Raw genomic sequence first — 15,389 nt, 5'->3', positions numbered from 1 at the left:
TTACTTTTGTTATTTCTATCTCTCATTGTTTCTCTTTCTAACAAAGAGGAACAATGTAACCAACATCAATATTCCACCAATTGCATAATAAATAATTGTCCCTATTCCACCAGTCTCTGGAATAACAAATTCACTCTTCTTATTTACTACTCTTATTTTTTGTGAATCCATTCCAGACTTCACTTCTATTTCTACTGGCTCTCTCATCAACATATATCCTTTTGGTGCCTGTACTTCTTTTAATGTATATTTCCCAATTATTAATGGAGTTGAAGTTGCTAAACCATTTTTATCAGTTGTTAATGTACATACTGTATTTCCATCTTTACTTATTACTTCAAATACTGCGCCTTCTAATTTGAGATTTTCATCGTTCGCATCTACTTTTTCAACCTCAAACTTCCCTAATGTTGGTGGTACTACGAATACTTCATTTGACACAATTTTTTCCTGATCAAACAGTAATTCCGCTTTATTTGGAATACCATCATCCACATTGTATTTCGTTAGCATATCTACATTTACATTATCGTTTAGTCTTGACTTAATATGCATCGTATACGATTGATTCGCAAGATAAGTATAATTTCCGTCCTGCTTCGGTAACTCAATACTTACTTTCTTTAATTGTTCATCAATTTGCGGTATAACTTCTACTTCTTCTCCATCGCTGTTTACAAGTTTCACTTGTAAGATGGTTAAAATATCCTCTAAGTCATCCTGCAATACTACTTTTTCAAGGTTCATAACATCATTACCAAAATTATAGTTTACATGCCATGTAAACTCTTCATCTATACTTTGTAATGTCGCTTTTTCCACTTCTTTTTCATCTGCATCCGAAACCTTCTTTCTTACCGTAGGCTCCCTTGCTTCCACATTCGTTTTTACATTCGGTTTTTGTGGTGGTAAATCTTCATTATCTGGTGTTTTTCCCTCAACAACCGCTATGTTCTCAATTTCTTTCGTTTGTAATGCGTCTTGTGTAACTTTCACTTTAAAAGTTACCGTTCTTTCTTCTGTATCAAGTACGTCACCAAAGTTTACTTTGATCGTGTTATCCTCATAAGATCCTTCATCTTCGTCAACTGCATCTGTCAATAAATTCCCATTTAACTTCATGCTACCAGCTATATACTCTATACCTCCAGGAAGCTTATCCGTTAGACGCATATCTTTAATAAGCCCATTTTCTACCTTATTTCGAAGTTTAATTTGATACTCTAATTCATCATTGACATGGAATTTTTCTTGCTTAATACCAATAATCTCTTTCTTCGATTCTAGTTGACCAGACAACGAGTCAACTGGTGTTTCAACTTCTGGCTTTTCCTTATCTTTCGAACTATCAGTCTCAACTATTGCTATATTTTTTATTTTCTTATTTGCCATCTCCGGCTTTACAACAACTTCAAACGTAATTGCTTTCTCTTCCTCACCTTTAAGGTCGCCGAGATGAGCATAAATCGTTCCATCTTTTATATGTGCATGATCTTCATCTTCAACATCCGTTTGTTCCTTCCCGTTTATCTTCAACGTATTTGGAACATATCCTACTCCTTCAGGGAGTTTATCCGTAATTTTAACAGATTTTAAGAGAGAATCTGGCACACTATTTTTAGTATGAATTGTATACTCTAATTTGTCGCCAACTTTCAGCGTACCACCGTTTATATCTTTAGCTAGTTTAGTAGCTACTAACTTCCCAGGTTTCTCTTCTCGTTCGGGTAATACTTTAACTACTACTTTATTAGAATCATTAGCTTCAACCTGACTTCCTGTTAACTCATCAATCCCTTGAACCACAGCGATATTGGGAATTTCTGTTTCTACCTTGTCTCCCTTTAATTTCGCTTTAAATTCAATGGTTGTCTCAGGTGTTTTATCCGTATAGATTCCACCTTTTGTAGCATTTGCTCCTTCACCTATTCTTATTGTTAACTTTCTTGTCTTTCCATCATAGTCAACCTGTTCTGTTTGATTTCCAGTATTCGGACCAGAAATGATTTTCACCGAATTTGGTACAAATTCTAAACGAGAATCTAAAACATCTTCAATTTTTGTATCAACAGAACTCGAATTCGGTTCAATGTTTTTCACCTGTAAACGATATGTAACTTCATCACCTGGATCGTACTTTTCTTTTGCATCTATTACCTCCTTATCAATTACAAGTTCTGGTGCCGTTGCATTTACTGCAAAGGCTAATGTGTTTAATACGTAGTCATCACCAGATGTCGCAGCTTTTAAACGTATTTCCTTTTGCTCTGGTTTAATATATCCTGCTGGTAACTTAATTAAATCTGCATCAATCCCTAAATTATTTTTATAATCGGGATTAAAAGTACCTGGATACTTATCTCTCATATGTTCCTCATATTCAGAAATAGTGGAATTAAATATATTACCTGTTGGATTCAGCTTATCAGTAACTTCCTTCCAGGTATTATCTGTATGAACAAAAAGTTTATCACCTTGCCAATATCTATCACCTTGGACAGCGAAAACAGAAACTTTTGGATCTAAATCTCCAGTTTTTGAAGCAAGAAAGTTTTTCACTGTGAATTCTTTTTCACCTGATCCAGTAGCTCTTTTCAATCCACCATCATAAACAGTAAATGCTTTTCTTGTTTTTGACTTATCTTTCGTGATAACTAGCATGTACCAACCAGCAAAAGAATAATATCCATAATTATAGGCAAGTTTTGTATTTGGATAAGGAATATTTGCTAAAGTATAGCTTCCTCCTTTTGAATTAGAGGACTGTAAAAGCTTTGTAACATCTGCATAGTTAGAATAATAAGTACCATCAATACCAAAACCATAAAGTAAACCACTTCCGTAATACGTATTACTTGGTTTTACTTGAAAGCTCTTGCCTACCGGAGTAGTAAACTTAATTGGTGATACATACTGTTGTTGCGTTAATTCATAACGTGTTGAACTCCAATATAATCCAGCCCATTCAATTTCAGCATCTTCTGGAACGGGAATATATGCCATAGATGAATTTGTAGTTGTTGGATCATCATCTATATCAATAAGTTCACGGGTATAGCCATTCGGTGCTGTAGACACAATATTCGTTATATCTGAATACAATGCAGTTTTCTTCTGAGCTTCAGTAGCTTTAATACCTAAATTCACATTACCGGTCGAATACATCTCACCTTTATGAATAGATTGATAGGTTGGTTTATTAAAACCTTCTTCATCTGTAACTGCTGCCGTTGCCGTATCAATTGGACTTAAAAATTGCAATTGAGATAATAGCAAGAATAAACTCATAACAACTACAAATACGTTTAATACTTTTTCATTTTCTTTGATCCTACTGTGCAAAGAGGTCACCTCCTTCAATGAATTTTACTAACATATTATATACATATACTTTATATGTATTATTCTAATATAAATCATAAGATTTGTTAACAAAATATGTGAATTATTACTATTTTATACATTTTAATATAGAGATTTTAAGATTGACAATAGTGTCTAATAATAATTAAACTTTGCATATAAATAATATAGAAACTTCTTACTTTAAACCTATTTTATGGTATTCTATATAATGATAATTACAAAATCTTTATAAACAAATATAAAAAGTTTTATATTTCCATACCCTATTAATAAAGGAGGCTTTTGATGAACCTTTCTATATACGAAGGTTTAGGCATTATTTTTCTCTTAATAATTATTATTTACGCTCTCGCCCATAAATATTTATGGTCAAAAAAATTACTTATTATTCTATTTCTCGTTAGTAATGCCATTTATCTTATTTGGCGAGCTTTTTATTCGTTACCAACTATTAATCTTATAAGTATTATCGCGGGTATTATATTGTTAGTTACAGAGTGGGCTGGTTATTTACAATCTATCGTTTTCAGCATCATTTCATGGAAGCCGTATAAACGGAAAGAAGTCCCTTTATCTACTTTCGAAACATTACCTACCGTTGACATTTTTATCGCAACTTACAATGAGCCACTCGATTTATTAAAACGAACTGTCGCTGGTTGTACAATGATTACTTATCCGAAAGAGTTGCTCAATATTTACATTTGTGATGATGGTCGACGGGAAAGTGTTAAAAATCTTGCTAGTGAGTTTTCTGTTCACTATATTACTCGTACTGAAAACAATCATGCAAAAGCAGGAAACTTAAATCATGCCATGACCCATTCGACAGGTGATTTTATCGTTACAATGGATGCTGATATGATCCCAAGAGCCAACTTTTTAGAGCGAACGATTGGTTATTTTTCTAAAAATAATGTTGTATTTGTTCAAGCACCACAAGTGTTTTATAATGCTGATCCATTCCAATATAATTTGTTTTTTGAAGATAATATTGCCAATGAACAAGATTTCTTTATGCGTCAATTAGAGGAAGGAAAAGATCGATTTAACGCTACGATGTATGTTGGTAGTAACGCTCTATTTCGCCGTACTGCTCTTGAAGAAATTGGAGGATTTGCAACTGGCGTTATTACCGAAGATATGGCAACTGGTATGCTACTACAAGCGAACAAATGGGAAACTGTATTTGTCAATGAAACACTCGCTGTTGGATTATCCCCAGAAACGTTTAGCGATTTATTAAAACAACGTGATCGCTGGTGTCGAGGGAATATTCAAGTCGTAAAAAAATGGAATCCTTTCACTTTAAAAGGATTATCTTTTATGCAGCGTCTTTTATATGCAGATGGAATTCATTATTGGTTTTTCGGCGTTTATAAAATGATATTTTTACTAGCACCACTATTATTTTTAGTATTCAATATTTATAGTTTAGAAATTAATTTTATGCAATTATTTATGTTTTGGGCTCCTGCCTTTTTAACGTCACAGCTTATTTTCAAAGCTGTTTCGAATAAAAAACGAACGACTACGTGGAGTCACGTATACGAAGTAGCTATGGCACCTTATATGGGATTTGCTATTTTATCTGAAACGTTCTTACGGAAAAAGTTTCAATTTCATGTAACGAGAAAAGGCGTCCAAAATAACACGAGGCATTTTTTATGGATTGCAAGTGTCCCTCATCTCGTGCTACTAATATTAACAATTATTGCACTGATTCGGGCAATACTTATGCTTCTATCCCCTGAACAATATCATATTGAAAGAGAAAGCTTATATATTAATATTTTCTGGGTACTTTACAACGGAATAGCTATTATCACTTCCTTATTTATAGCATTTGAAAGACCGCGTTTCCGAAACTCTGAACGTTTCGTAGTAAATTTACCAGGTACTTTACAAACCGAAGATATGACGATTTCTTGCCACGTCCTTGATATTAGTGAAACTGGTGCACGTTTTGAAGTAGATTCATCCATTCCATTTGAAACTTTATCAAGTCTATCTTCCTATACATTATCTTTTGGACAGGTAGAAAAGATTCATAGTACAAAAAAATGGATCCGAAGACAAGCAAATTCAGTACAAATTGGTGTATCGTTTCATGATGTATCCCATGAGCAATATTGTAAACTCATTCTTCATCTATTTAGTAAACCTGTTAATGACCGGGTGGAAAAGGTATACGATAAAGCATTTCTTACACTAGCAATTGCATCGTTCATAAAAAACACAAAGAAATCACCAAGACAATTTCGCAGGCAACATATACGTGAACAACTGATGTCTCCTGGAACATTGCATATGAATGGGATGCCGATTGAAGCGACCATTATCGACTATAGTACAGGTGGGTGTCAAATACAAACGAACACCCCACTCGCGATTGACCAAATTATACAGATAACAATGAATGAGCGTAATATTCAAAAGAAAAAAGCCAAAGTATGTTGGATTCAAAAAAAAGGTCGTAAAATATATGCTGGATTAAAATTTACAGCGTAAAAAAGAAAAGAAGCCCCTTGCTTCTTTTCTTTTTATTTCGTGCTAAAATTCAAACTATGAAATAATTTTCAAGGGGGAATTTGAATGAAGAACACATCGCAAAAAACAAGTCATTATTATGCAGTTATATTCACTTCTAATTTATCGAATGATACAACAGATTATAGTGCCGCCTCTGACAAAATGGAGGAACTTGCAAAGCAGCAACCTGGATTTCTAGGTGTAGAAAGTGCACGAGATCATTCGGGACTCGGAATCACAATTTCTTATTGGGAATCACTTGAGGCAATTGAAAATTGGAAACAGAACGCCTTACATAAAAAAGCGAAAAAAAGAGGCCGTGAGCAATGGTATGAAAACTTCCACCTGCGTATCTGCCTTGTAGAAAAAGAATTTAAGTTTCGTAGAGGTACTTTATAACGATGAAGAAAAAATTAGCTCTCATTGCTGTTCATGAAATATATGGTGTGAACGACCATATGCATCACGTTATCCATCACTTTACTTCATCTCATATAGATGTATTCTGTCCTAATCTGCTACAATCACAACATGCATTTACTTATAGTGATGAAGAAAAAGCATATCATTTTTTTATGAATCATATTGGATTTGAAGATGGAAAAAAGCAAATTGAAGAATTCATTACTCATCTTTCTAGTAATTACACACATATTGGGCTTATCGGCTTTAGTGTTGGTGCTACCATCTCATGGCTATGTAGTAACAATCCGAAAATAGATTTTATTATTGGATGTTACGGTTCCCGTATACGTGACTATATTCATATGAAACCAACATGTGCTACCTTACTTATTTTCCCTGAAAAAGAAGTTAGTTTTTCAGTATCCTCTTTAATTCAAACATTGCAGCAACAAAAAAATCCTTTACTAGAAATACAACAACTACACGGTGAACATGGTTTTCTAAATCCGTACACTGAAAAATATAGCGAGAACTCTACAAAGCAGGCATACCATTTAATAGATTCGTTTCTTGTAAAGTGACACTTTAATCAGTAGGGGACTCTTTATCCCCCACTAATTATTAGCCCTCACCAATCGGGCTTTTACGGGCAGTTGATCCCCCACCTAACCTCTTTTCTTAAGCTGAATTTTGAGGTGGGATCTTACTGCCCATTAATGCGGGGTAAAAACACTCTTATAAAGGAGGCTCAAATGACGCTTACATTACTCTTACTTATTTTCATATTCATTGCCTTTTTCTCAGCGCTAACTATTATTTTTGTAAACGTAAAAAAGGGGGAGTTTTCCAAACGCCCCTACTTACAATCTATTATTGTTTACAAATTGGATCTTATATTTAACATCTTTTTATGGTTTACTTCCCGAGGTAGTTAGCGAGTTCATATTCTTACCCATTTGGTTTTCCCTTTGTATTTTAGGATGTATCGTTTTCTGGCGCGAATGGAGAAACAATCGTGTGTTCTCAATATGTATTGGTTTTCTTTCCTTTATTAGTTTTCTATTTGGTTTATTGTTATTAGTTCTTTCGAGGATGTAATAGAAAAAGGAAGAAAAGCCAACTTTCAACTTTTCTTCCTTCTATGTTTACCTTTAGCTTTCACTGTCACTGATTCACAAGGTGTATAATATATTTGAGGTGTCGCCTTATCAACAAACATCATAAACGTGACGAAGCCGATAATAAATAAAATAAACAACGTTAACAAAATTGCTCCTATCGTTAAAAGTATCATAACACCACCCCCTATATCTTTCATGTTATTACACCTTTCGCTATTATATGAGCGTAATCCTTTTTAGAAAAAGAAACGTAACAAAATAATCACAATCACTCCCGTTAATACTGTACCTAATAAACTACGAGTATATATCGCTACAAGAAATGTTGGGATTGCTGCGACAAGGTAATCCCACTGCATCGTCTCATGCATAAATAATACTTGGGCTAAAAGTGCTGCTAATATCGCAATTGGTATGTAATTTAACCATTTTAAACCCCAGTCTGGAATTTGTAGTTTGCTAAATACGAGTAGAGGTAAAATACGTGGCACGAGTGTGACTGCTCCTGCTGCTAGTAAAAGTAATAGTACGTCCAATCTCATTTCCATTTTTCAATCACAACTCCAATCGTCGCAGCTAGTAATGTTGCGATAATAACCGCTATACTATCTGGCATAAATAAGTGTGAAACGTATGCGATCATAATCGCTACAATTGCAACAGTAAGATGAATTGCTAGTTTCGGTTTACTACTTATGAGCTGAAGAACAAATAATCCGATAAACATTGCTGGTAATGCATAATCCATGCCGTACGTATGCGGATCTGGTATCCACTCGCCAAACAGCCCGCCAATAATAGTAGCAAGAATCCAATTTAAATATGCTGTTACATTTAACCCCATCATCCACCTGTCGCCTACATATCCTTTTTGCGCTGCATGCTGCACTGCAACGCCGAACGTTTCATCTGTAATTTGAGAACCGATAAATACGTTTTTTAATAGCGGAAGTTTCGTAAAGTATGGTGCAAGGGCAGCACTCATTAGAAGGTGGCGTAAATTAACAAAAAAGACGGTGAAAATGATTGCTGAAGCAGGAGCACCGGCTGCATACATACCGGCTAATATAAATTGGGCAGAACCTGCATAAATTAAAGTGGACATAAATGCAATTTCAATGATGGAGAAACCTGCTGTTTTTGCAATTACACCAGCTGCTATACCGATACTTAAATAACCAAATACAGTTGGTAAACAATCTTTTACTCCTTGCTGAAATGTATCATCGCTCTGCAAAGCTACATGGGCCTGAGCTTTACTCATTCGTATCATCCTCCATTCCTTCTATCGTTCGTTTTCCTGTTACGACATGAACTAAATCTATATTTTCACGCCATAACGTATCTAACTTATCAGCTCCAAATTCCTTTGTGATTTCCTCAATCATAATATCGTGCCGCACATACTCTGTAGCAACGAGAACTAAAGCTGGGTCATACGTTGTAACGGCCCATGAAGTACTATCATTTGAGAAATTCGCAATTAATACTTCCTCTCCATCACGAGCAATAACAGTTAAATGACCACCCATTCTCTTTTCAACAACGTGGGGTGTCATATAATTATGGTGAAACGTCGCGCCTATTTTTTTATTAGGAGCGCCAAATAAGATTGAAAATATATGTACACCTTCCTCTTCCTTTTGACGAATATATGGCTCAATTTCATGCACTTGATCTTCCCAAACAGAAATCCATAGCTCTTCCTTCGCCCTATTAATTATATTGCATATTTCTTTTACAACACGATCATTTGAGCGAATATGCGAAATTACATCTATTTGTCGCTCTTGTTCTAAACAATTTAATTTCCGGTCTAAAAATTCAAAGGACTTTTCAAAATCTTTTCGCATTCGATCCATTAGCTCCGTAGCTGGTATTGGTACATATTTCACTGGTTCAGTAGGAACGATATGCACTGCTCCTTTATCCATCAATTTACCGAGCACTTCATAAATCATCGAACGAGGTACTCCTGTCTGTTTACTCACTTCATACCCAGTTACTGGGGAATGTTTTAATAGTCCAATATACGCTTTACATTCGTACTGGGAAAAACCTAACTTTTGTAATTCCTTTATTATTTCATCCATCGGCAATCCCTCACATTCTATATAACTCTCATCTCAAAACGATGCATGTATATTAGTAGTTATTAGTATACCTACTAATATAAAAAAATAGACCCGTAAAGTCAATTGATAATTCTGAAATTTAATCCAAAAATAAAAAGCCTTTCATAAGAAGGCTTTTTCTACATACTATTTCACTTATTTTAGTTGCAACATATTTGATAGATTCTCCTCCAAATGCTCCCGTAAAGTAGAACCTGTATACTCTTCCCTAAATACACCAGCTTTCACGAATAGAGGAATAACTTCACTAAAGAATAGATTTAGTGACTTTGGAGGTCCTCCTGGAATGGCGATAAATCCATCTAACGCTCCAGCCTCAAACCTATCCATAATTTGTTTCGCAACGTCATGCGGTGTACCAACCGCAACCCAATGAGCCGATCCAACAACTTCTGGGCGTTCTAGTATTTGTTCAACAGTTGGTTCATTTTTAATAATGAAGTTCCGTAATAATTCGGCATGAGTTTTACTGCGAACAGTTTGATCACGGCTTGGCAGCATCTCTTCCGTAACCTTACTTTCTAGCGGAATCCCTCTAACGTCTAATCCGAGAACCATTTCGAGTAACGCATATCTCTTCTCTTTTGTGAGATGTTGATGTGCTTGCCTATGCATGTCTAACGCTTCTTCATATGTATCACCTATAAAGAAATATAATCCAGGTAATACACGTATATCATCTTGCTTTCGGCCATGCTGCTTTGCTCTTCTTCTTAAATCTTGACGCAGTTCCATTCCTGACTCTACATCTGGCGTTGCAGCAAAAATTGCATCCGCAACAGAAGCAGCAAAATTCCGTCCTGACTCTGAAGCACCAGCTTGAAATAATGGCATTTCCCCTGAAATGTGCTGCGGAATATTAAGTGGACCTTTCACCTTAAAGTATTCACCATTATGCTCAATAGGCTTTACCATCTTTCTAATCACATCAGAGTTATCTACTTTCAATACTTCATTAGGATGACTCCCCCAAAGTTTTCTTACTAACGCTGTACATTCTGCCGCTTTCGCGTATCGTTCCTCAGATGATGGCATCTCTGTCTCACCAAAATTTTCTGCACCGTCAATGGATGTGACAATATTCCACCCTACTCGGCCGTTACTAATCCAGTGTAAAGATTGTAATTGCCTCGCTAATATATATGGTGGATAAAACGAAGTTGACGCAGTCGTAACGACTCCAATTTTTTCTGTTGCATAAGCAATAGCCGTAAACAGTAACGTCGGATCTAAAATGACATTTCCCTTATTACGAGCAATTAAATCTGGATGCGCCACTAAATAATCTGCTTTAAAAACAAAATCTAACTTCAATTTTTCTGCTCGTTTCGCTAACTCTACTTGTTCATCAATTCCTGAATCAAATATACTATCTTCTTCTTTCTTTCTAGAAATTAAACATAATCCAATACAAAGTTGTTTTTTTGTAGACATACACACCATCCCCTTGTTTTTAATTTACCTAGTTAAGCAATGTTACTGTCATTATGAAATTCCATTCTTATGAAAATAGATAAAATGATATTGATAATCATTATCATTTTATGACGTAATTGTAATAAAAGCAATAATAAAAAAAGACTTCCACTAACGGAAGTCTCCTATCTTAATATTTCATTTGCTTCTTTTTCATAAATTTTATCAAATGAAGTCATAATGCGTTGTGACGCTGAAATCATTTTTTGATCTGTCATAAGATCAGCCATCTCTTTCGTCATATCTACATTTGAATTTTCTAGCATATGGTTTTTTACTAATCCTGTTCCATTCGGTAAATCAGCAATGTTCCCTTCTGCTAGTGCAAAGCTTTTGTTCTCTCTTTGTACGAGACGGGCATTCGTTTCTGTGTCTACTGTCTTCGTTTGCAAGCGGGCAATATTATTTTGTGTCACTTCATCATATAATGTACCATCTGCTTGTACAGCGACCTTTGCTCCTTCTGGAATACGAATACGTTCATTATTCTCTCCCATAACATAAGCACCAGATGATGTTTGCAGATAACGATCACTATTTACTGTAAAACTACCATCTCTCGTTAAAAACGTTTCATCATTTTTAGATGTCACGAAAAATGATGATATGCCGGCCGCACCGTCATCTAAAAAGAAATCCGTAGCACTATTTGTCATTTGTATATTTCCTTGTACTAAGTTCACATGCGTTGCGGCTGGTACTACAGCGTAATCAGTCGAACCAATATTTGTCACAGCTCCATCTCCGCGGCGATATGTGTCTTGTACATCAAATACTTTAGAAGTCATATTTTCTGCTTTAAATCCTGTCGTTTGAGCATTTGCAACGTTATTCGAATGAACATTAATGCGCTGCATATAATTCATCATACCCATAGAACCTATATAAAGACCGTTCATATTCGTTTGAATAAGGCGGTTGCCTTATCCTTCACCTCTTTTCTATGATGTTTGCAACATTTGTTTCGCTAAATGTTCAGCTGTAGCGATATGTATATGTTGCTTCACGTCTTGTCCGTCTGTCATTAATACAATTGGAGCCGATGATACTGCTGGAATTTTCAATAATTCACCACTACTTGCTGTTTCATCAAATTTCGTAAATACGATACCATCAATATGAATATCTTTAAAATTCGTAATGATTTCAATCATGTCTTTACTTTTCATCGAAGCTGATAACGTTAAACAAATATAATCTGGCTCTACTTGTCCCATCGTTTCAATCATTTCTTCTACTGTTTCTGACGCACGATAATTTTTTCCGGCGGTATCAATTAAAATATAATCGACGCGCGCTTCTTCTTTAAAATACGTAAGTGCTCTTGTCATTGCAGCCTCATCACGTACAGCGATTACTTCAAATCCAATTGTCTTTACGTAATCTTGCAGTTGCTGTACTGTCCCGATGCGTGAATGGTCTGTCGTAATAAAACCGACCGTTTTTTTCTTACCGTGAAACTGCCATGCCATTTTCGCAAGTGTCGTCGTTTTTCCAACTCCAGTTGGACCGATTAATGCAATTGTTTGCACTTCTTTTTCAAAAACGTTTTCCGTATTGAAATGGGATCTCATATCTTCCAATATATAGCCGATCACTTCTTCTTCTGTAATCATCGTCGCATTCTCAAACTTCACTTTTAACTTTTCAGCATATGCATGAATGAAATATTGTTCTACATCGTTTTGCTCTAGCATGCGAATTACCTTTTGAATAATAAACGGTACAGATTCTTGCTTTTCTTTCTTTACAACCACTTCTTCTTTCTTGACCGGAACAACTTTTTTCACAGCTTTTTGCTTTTTCGTTACTTTCGTTTCTTCCGTCTGTTTCACAACGACGATACCTTTTTCAAACAGCTTTAATAGTTTCTCTTTCTTTCTTGTCCATTCTTCACTATTTCCTGTTTGCATCGCCGCATATGACATAGAAGTCGTCACGTTTTCTAAATTGTGCAGTACCGATTGAATTCCGTTCGCCTTTACAATTTGTTCTGAAGAATCATTTACAACATCCATTAGTTGTTCATGAAATTGAGCTGTGCCTTCACTCACTTCTTCCTGTTTATCCTCTGGAAAAGCAACTAACATTTCATAATTCTTTTTCCAAAAAAACGGGATATTTCGTTTTACACTTTCATCGACAACGTAATAATAATCTGTACCATATTGGTCAAATAACTTTCGATACAATTCATTTTTCGAAGCTGCTTTTATTCGCATTAACGCTTCTTTCTTTTCTGTACTTTCCATTACTTCACCCCCTACTATTCAATATAGGCAATTTGATCTACAACAATTTCCGGTGCTAATTCGCTAATACAAAGTACTTGCGCTTCTACTTGATAACGCTCAAGAAGTCTTACAATCGCAAATCTGAAATCTTTTCTACGCGTTAATAATACTGGTTCTCTTCCCATTAAACGAGCTTGTTTAAAGACACGCTGTACTTGTTCAACAACACGTGTTTCTAAATCTAAATCCCAGTTTAATAAGTAACCTTGGTATGAATTATTTACAACATCCGCATCTAACTCGATTGAATCTGAGAAGAGCGCCGCATAAATTTTACCGTCAGGATTTTTTGCATTTTCACAAATCACTTTTGAAATACATTCACGGACGAATGACGTTACACCGTCTACATGATTTTGATAAATTTCTTTTCCGTCAATAATACCTTCGATAATAGTTGGTAAATCACGAATAGAAATACCCTCTTTTAGCAATTGTTTAATAACATTTTGAACGAGTGATAAGTCGATTTCTTTCTTCTTAATCTCTTCTAATAAAACACCGTTATCATTTTCAAGCGAGTTAATTAAGTCTTTTACATGTTGACGCTGAATTAACTCATGAAGATTACGTCTAACGATAACATCTAAATGTGTAATTAATATGCTAAGTGGCTCTAATACTTGATAGCCTTTCATTTGTGCATCTTGTACCATATGCTCTAAAATCCAATATCCATCTTCACCGAAAATTGGATCTTTCGCTGGTTCTGCATCTAAATCGGCCATTACATTCGGTGTTTTCAATGCTAATAAATAACCTGATTTTAAAACACCTTCAGCTGCCTTCGCACCTTTAATACGAATAATGTAACGTCCGCGTGGTCTAAAACTCGTATTATCTTTAAAGTTAATGCCAGGAACGTTAATACCAAGGTCGGTAATAATCGACTTCCTCATAAGAACAACTTTATCACGAGCTGTTTCCCCGTTAATTTTCTGCTTTACAAGTGCTGCTAAATCTAAACCGAGTTCTACTATAATTGGATATTTATCTGTAAATACTCCGAATGAATCTTCCACTTGTTGCAGTTGCTCATCTTCGCCTTGAATCATTTCTAATTCTTTTTGAAGCTCATCTTCTTTTTCTTTCTTTATTCGGTTTTTATTACGAATTCCTAATAAAATAATTGTTCCACCAACAAGAGCAAACGGTAGAAATGGTAGCGGAGTGAAAATACCCATCGCAATAAATAAACCACCAAGCGCATATACAACAACTTCATGTGCTAATAACTCTTTAAAGATACCTTCTGTTACTGTATCCGCTGAACCATCAAATACACGTGTTACGATAATACCTGTTGAAATCGCAAGCATTAACGAACCGATTTGGTTTACGATTCCGTCACCGACAGTTAGCTGTGTATAGTGAATAGCTGCATCAGCAAAACTCATCCCCTGCTGCATCATGCCGACAATTAAACCGAAAATAATGTTTACGAATAAAATGACAATCCCGAAAATAACGTCCCCTTTAATGAACTTTCCGGCACCATCCATCGCTCCGTAAAACTCTGTTTCCATATTTAATTTTTTTCGTTTTGCCTGTGCATCTTTTTCAGTAATAATACGCTGATTTAAATCAGCATCGATCGACATTTGTTTCCCGGGTAAAGAATCAAGTGTAAAACGAGCTGCAACTTCAGCTGTACGAGATGCACCGTTTGCAACGATAAACTGGAATATAATTAATACTATAAAAATAACGATACCAATTAATAAGTTCCCGCCAATTACAAACTGACCGAACTCTTCAATAACATGCCCCGCATTTCCGTCTGTCAAAATCGCTCGCGTCGTCGATACGTTAATCGATACGCGGAAAATCCCGATTAATAACAGCATCGTCGGAAATGACTTTAATTCATCCCACTCGTTAATACTTGTTGCTCGCATATAAATAAGCACTGACATACTTAGTAAAAAAACGATAACGATATCAAGTATAAATGGTGGAAGTGGAATTAAGAGCGCCACTACGAATGACGCTGCTAAAAAGATAGAAAAATAGGTTCTTGCAGAATCTATCTTAAACACAAGAGATCTCCTCCAACCGCG

The 15,389-nt window shown here is 35.4% G+C and carries 12 protein-coding genes and 1 pseudogene; 4 read left to right on the top strand and 9 right to left on the bottom strand.

From position 1 onward, the window contains the following. Positions 1-15: 15 nt before the first annotated feature. Positions 16-3,342, bottom strand: coding sequence for an isopeptide-forming domain-containing fimbrial protein (locus tag AC1Q8N_RS17760; protein ID WP_493521299.1), 3,327 nt, complete (start codon positions 3,340-3,342; stop codon positions 16-18). A 309-nt stretch (positions 3,343-3,651) separates the two neighbouring features. Between AC1Q8N_RS17760 and AC1Q8N_RS17755 the strand changes: the two genes are divergently transcribed. From AC1Q8N_RS17755 to AC1Q8N_RS17740, 4 genes and pseudogenes are all read left to right on the top strand, one after another. Then, positions 3,652-5,877 (top strand): glycosyltransferase, encoded by a 2,226-nt coding sequence (locus AC1Q8N_RS17755; RefSeq protein WP_098191547.1) that lies wholly within the window; start codon positions 3,652-3,654, stop codon positions 5,875-5,877. A gap of 84 nt (positions 5,878-5,961) precedes the next feature. Further along, positions 5,962-6,297: an antibiotic biosynthesis monooxygenase family protein gene (locus tag AC1Q8N_RS17750; RefSeq protein WP_048543374.1), complete on the top strand. Its 336-nt coding sequence runs from the start codon at positions 5,962-5,964 to the stop codon at positions 6,295-6,297. A 2-nt stretch (positions 6,298-6,299) separates the two neighbouring features. After that, positions 6,300-6,884: a dienelactone hydrolase family protein gene (locus AC1Q8N_RS17745; protein WP_048543375.1), complete on the top strand. Its 585-nt coding sequence runs from the start codon at positions 6,300-6,302 to the stop codon at positions 6,882-6,884. Positions 6,885-7,055: 171 nt separating this feature from the next. Then, positions 7,056-7,401: pseudogene (locus AC1Q8N_RS17740) on the top strand (hypothetical protein). Between the two features lie 25 nt (positions 7,402-7,426). On the opposite strand, the gene AC1Q8N_RS17735 reads toward AC1Q8N_RS17740, so the two are convergent. The 8 genes from AC1Q8N_RS17735 to flhA form a co-directional block, all read right to left on the bottom strand. Continuing rightward, positions 7,427-7,597 (bottom strand): DUF3951 domain-containing protein, encoded by a 171-nt coding sequence (locus tag AC1Q8N_RS17735; protein WP_000602248.1) that lies wholly within the window; start codon positions 7,595-7,597, stop codon positions 7,427-7,429. A gap of 63 nt (positions 7,598-7,660) precedes the next feature. After that, on the bottom strand, positions 7,661-7,972 hold the full coding sequence (locus tag AC1Q8N_RS17730) for an AzlD domain-containing protein (RefSeq protein ID WP_048543377.1): 312 nt from the start codon (positions 7,970-7,972) through the stop codon (positions 7,661-7,663). Beyond that, complete coding sequence (locus AC1Q8N_RS17725) at positions 7,963-8,688, bottom strand: AzlC family ABC transporter permease (RefSeq protein ID WP_075310279.1); 726 nt, start codon at positions 8,686-8,688, stop codon at positions 7,963-7,965. Before AC1Q8N_RS17725 ends, AC1Q8N_RS17730 begins: the two co-directional genes overlap by 10 nt. After that, a complete protein-coding gene (locus tag AC1Q8N_RS17720) occupies positions 8,681-9,517 on the bottom strand; it encodes a TrmB family transcriptional regulator (RefSeq protein WP_098191546.1) in 837 nt (278 codons plus the stop codon). The genes AC1Q8N_RS17725 and AC1Q8N_RS17720 overlap by 8 nt, the downstream gene beginning before the upstream one ends. A gap of 177 nt (positions 9,518-9,694) precedes the next feature. Further along, a complete protein-coding gene (locus AC1Q8N_RS17715; protein ID WP_098191545.1) occupies positions 9,695-10,993 on the bottom strand; it encodes an NtaA/DmoA family FMN-dependent monooxygenase in 1,299 nt (432 codons plus the stop codon). A 167-nt stretch (positions 10,994-11,160) separates the two neighbouring features. Then, a complete protein-coding gene (locus AC1Q8N_RS17710) occupies positions 11,161-11,934 on the bottom strand; it encodes a flagellar basal-body rod protein FlgG (RefSeq protein WP_098191544.1) in 774 nt (257 codons plus the stop codon). A gap of 42 nt (positions 11,935-11,976) precedes the next feature. Beyond that, complete coding sequence (gene flhF / locus AC1Q8N_RS17705; protein WP_098078434.1) at positions 11,977-13,287, bottom strand: flagellar biosynthesis GTPase FlhF; 1,311 nt, start codon at positions 13,285-13,287, stop codon at positions 11,977-11,979. A 14-nt stretch (positions 13,288-13,301) separates the two neighbouring features. Further along, on the bottom strand, positions 13,302-15,368 hold the full coding sequence (flhA, locus tag AC1Q8N_RS17700; protein ID WP_062822490.1) for a flagellar biosynthesis protein FlhA: 2,067 nt from the start codon (positions 15,366-15,368) through the stop codon (positions 13,302-13,304). Positions 15,369-15,389 lie beyond the last annotated feature (21 nt).

It is taken from the genome of Bacillus sp. GW823-FHT06B01, from assembly GCF_058952315.1.
This window is presented reverse-complemented; position numbering and strand designations above follow the sequence as displayed.

Excerpts from the sequence above, each read along its gene's own strand:
- AC1Q8N_RS17755 (WP_098191547.1), top strand. The coding sequence starts at position 3,652 with ATGAACCTTTCTATATACGAAGGTTTAGGCATTATTTTTCTCTTAATA.
- AC1Q8N_RS17750 (WP_048543374.1), top strand. The coding sequence starts at position 5,962 with ATGAAGAACACATCGCAAAAAACAAGTCATTATTATGCAGTTATATTC.
- AC1Q8N_RS17745 (WP_048543375.1), top strand. The coding sequence starts at position 6,300 with ATGAAGAAAAAATTAGCTCTCATTGCTGTTCATGAAATATATGGTGTG.
- AC1Q8N_RS17735 (WP_000602248.1), bottom strand. The coding sequence starts at position 7,597 with ATGATACTTTTAACGATAGGAGCAATTTTGTTAACGTTGTTTATTTTA.
- AC1Q8N_RS17730 (WP_048543377.1), bottom strand. The coding sequence starts at position 7,972 with ATGGAAATGAGATTGGACGTACTATTACTTTTACTAGCAGCAGGAGCA.
- AC1Q8N_RS17725 (WP_075310279.1), bottom strand. The coding sequence starts at position 8,688 with ATGAGTAAAGCTCAGGCCCATGTAGCTTTGCAGAGCGATGATACATTT.
- AC1Q8N_RS17720 (WP_098191546.1), bottom strand. The coding sequence starts at position 9,517 with ATGGATGAAATAATAAAGGAATTACAAAAGTTAGGTTTTTCCCAGTAC.
- AC1Q8N_RS17715 (WP_098191545.1), bottom strand. The coding sequence starts at position 10,993 with ATGTCTACAAAAAAACAACTTTGTATTGGATTATGTTTAATTTCTAGA.
- AC1Q8N_RS17710 (WP_098191544.1), bottom strand. The coding sequence starts at position 11,934 with ATGAACGGTCTTTATATAGGTTCTATGGGTATGATGAATTATATGCAG.
- flhF (WP_098078434.1), bottom strand. The coding sequence starts at position 13,287 with ATGGAAAGTACAGAAAAGAAAGAAGCGTTAATGCGAATAAAAGCAGCT.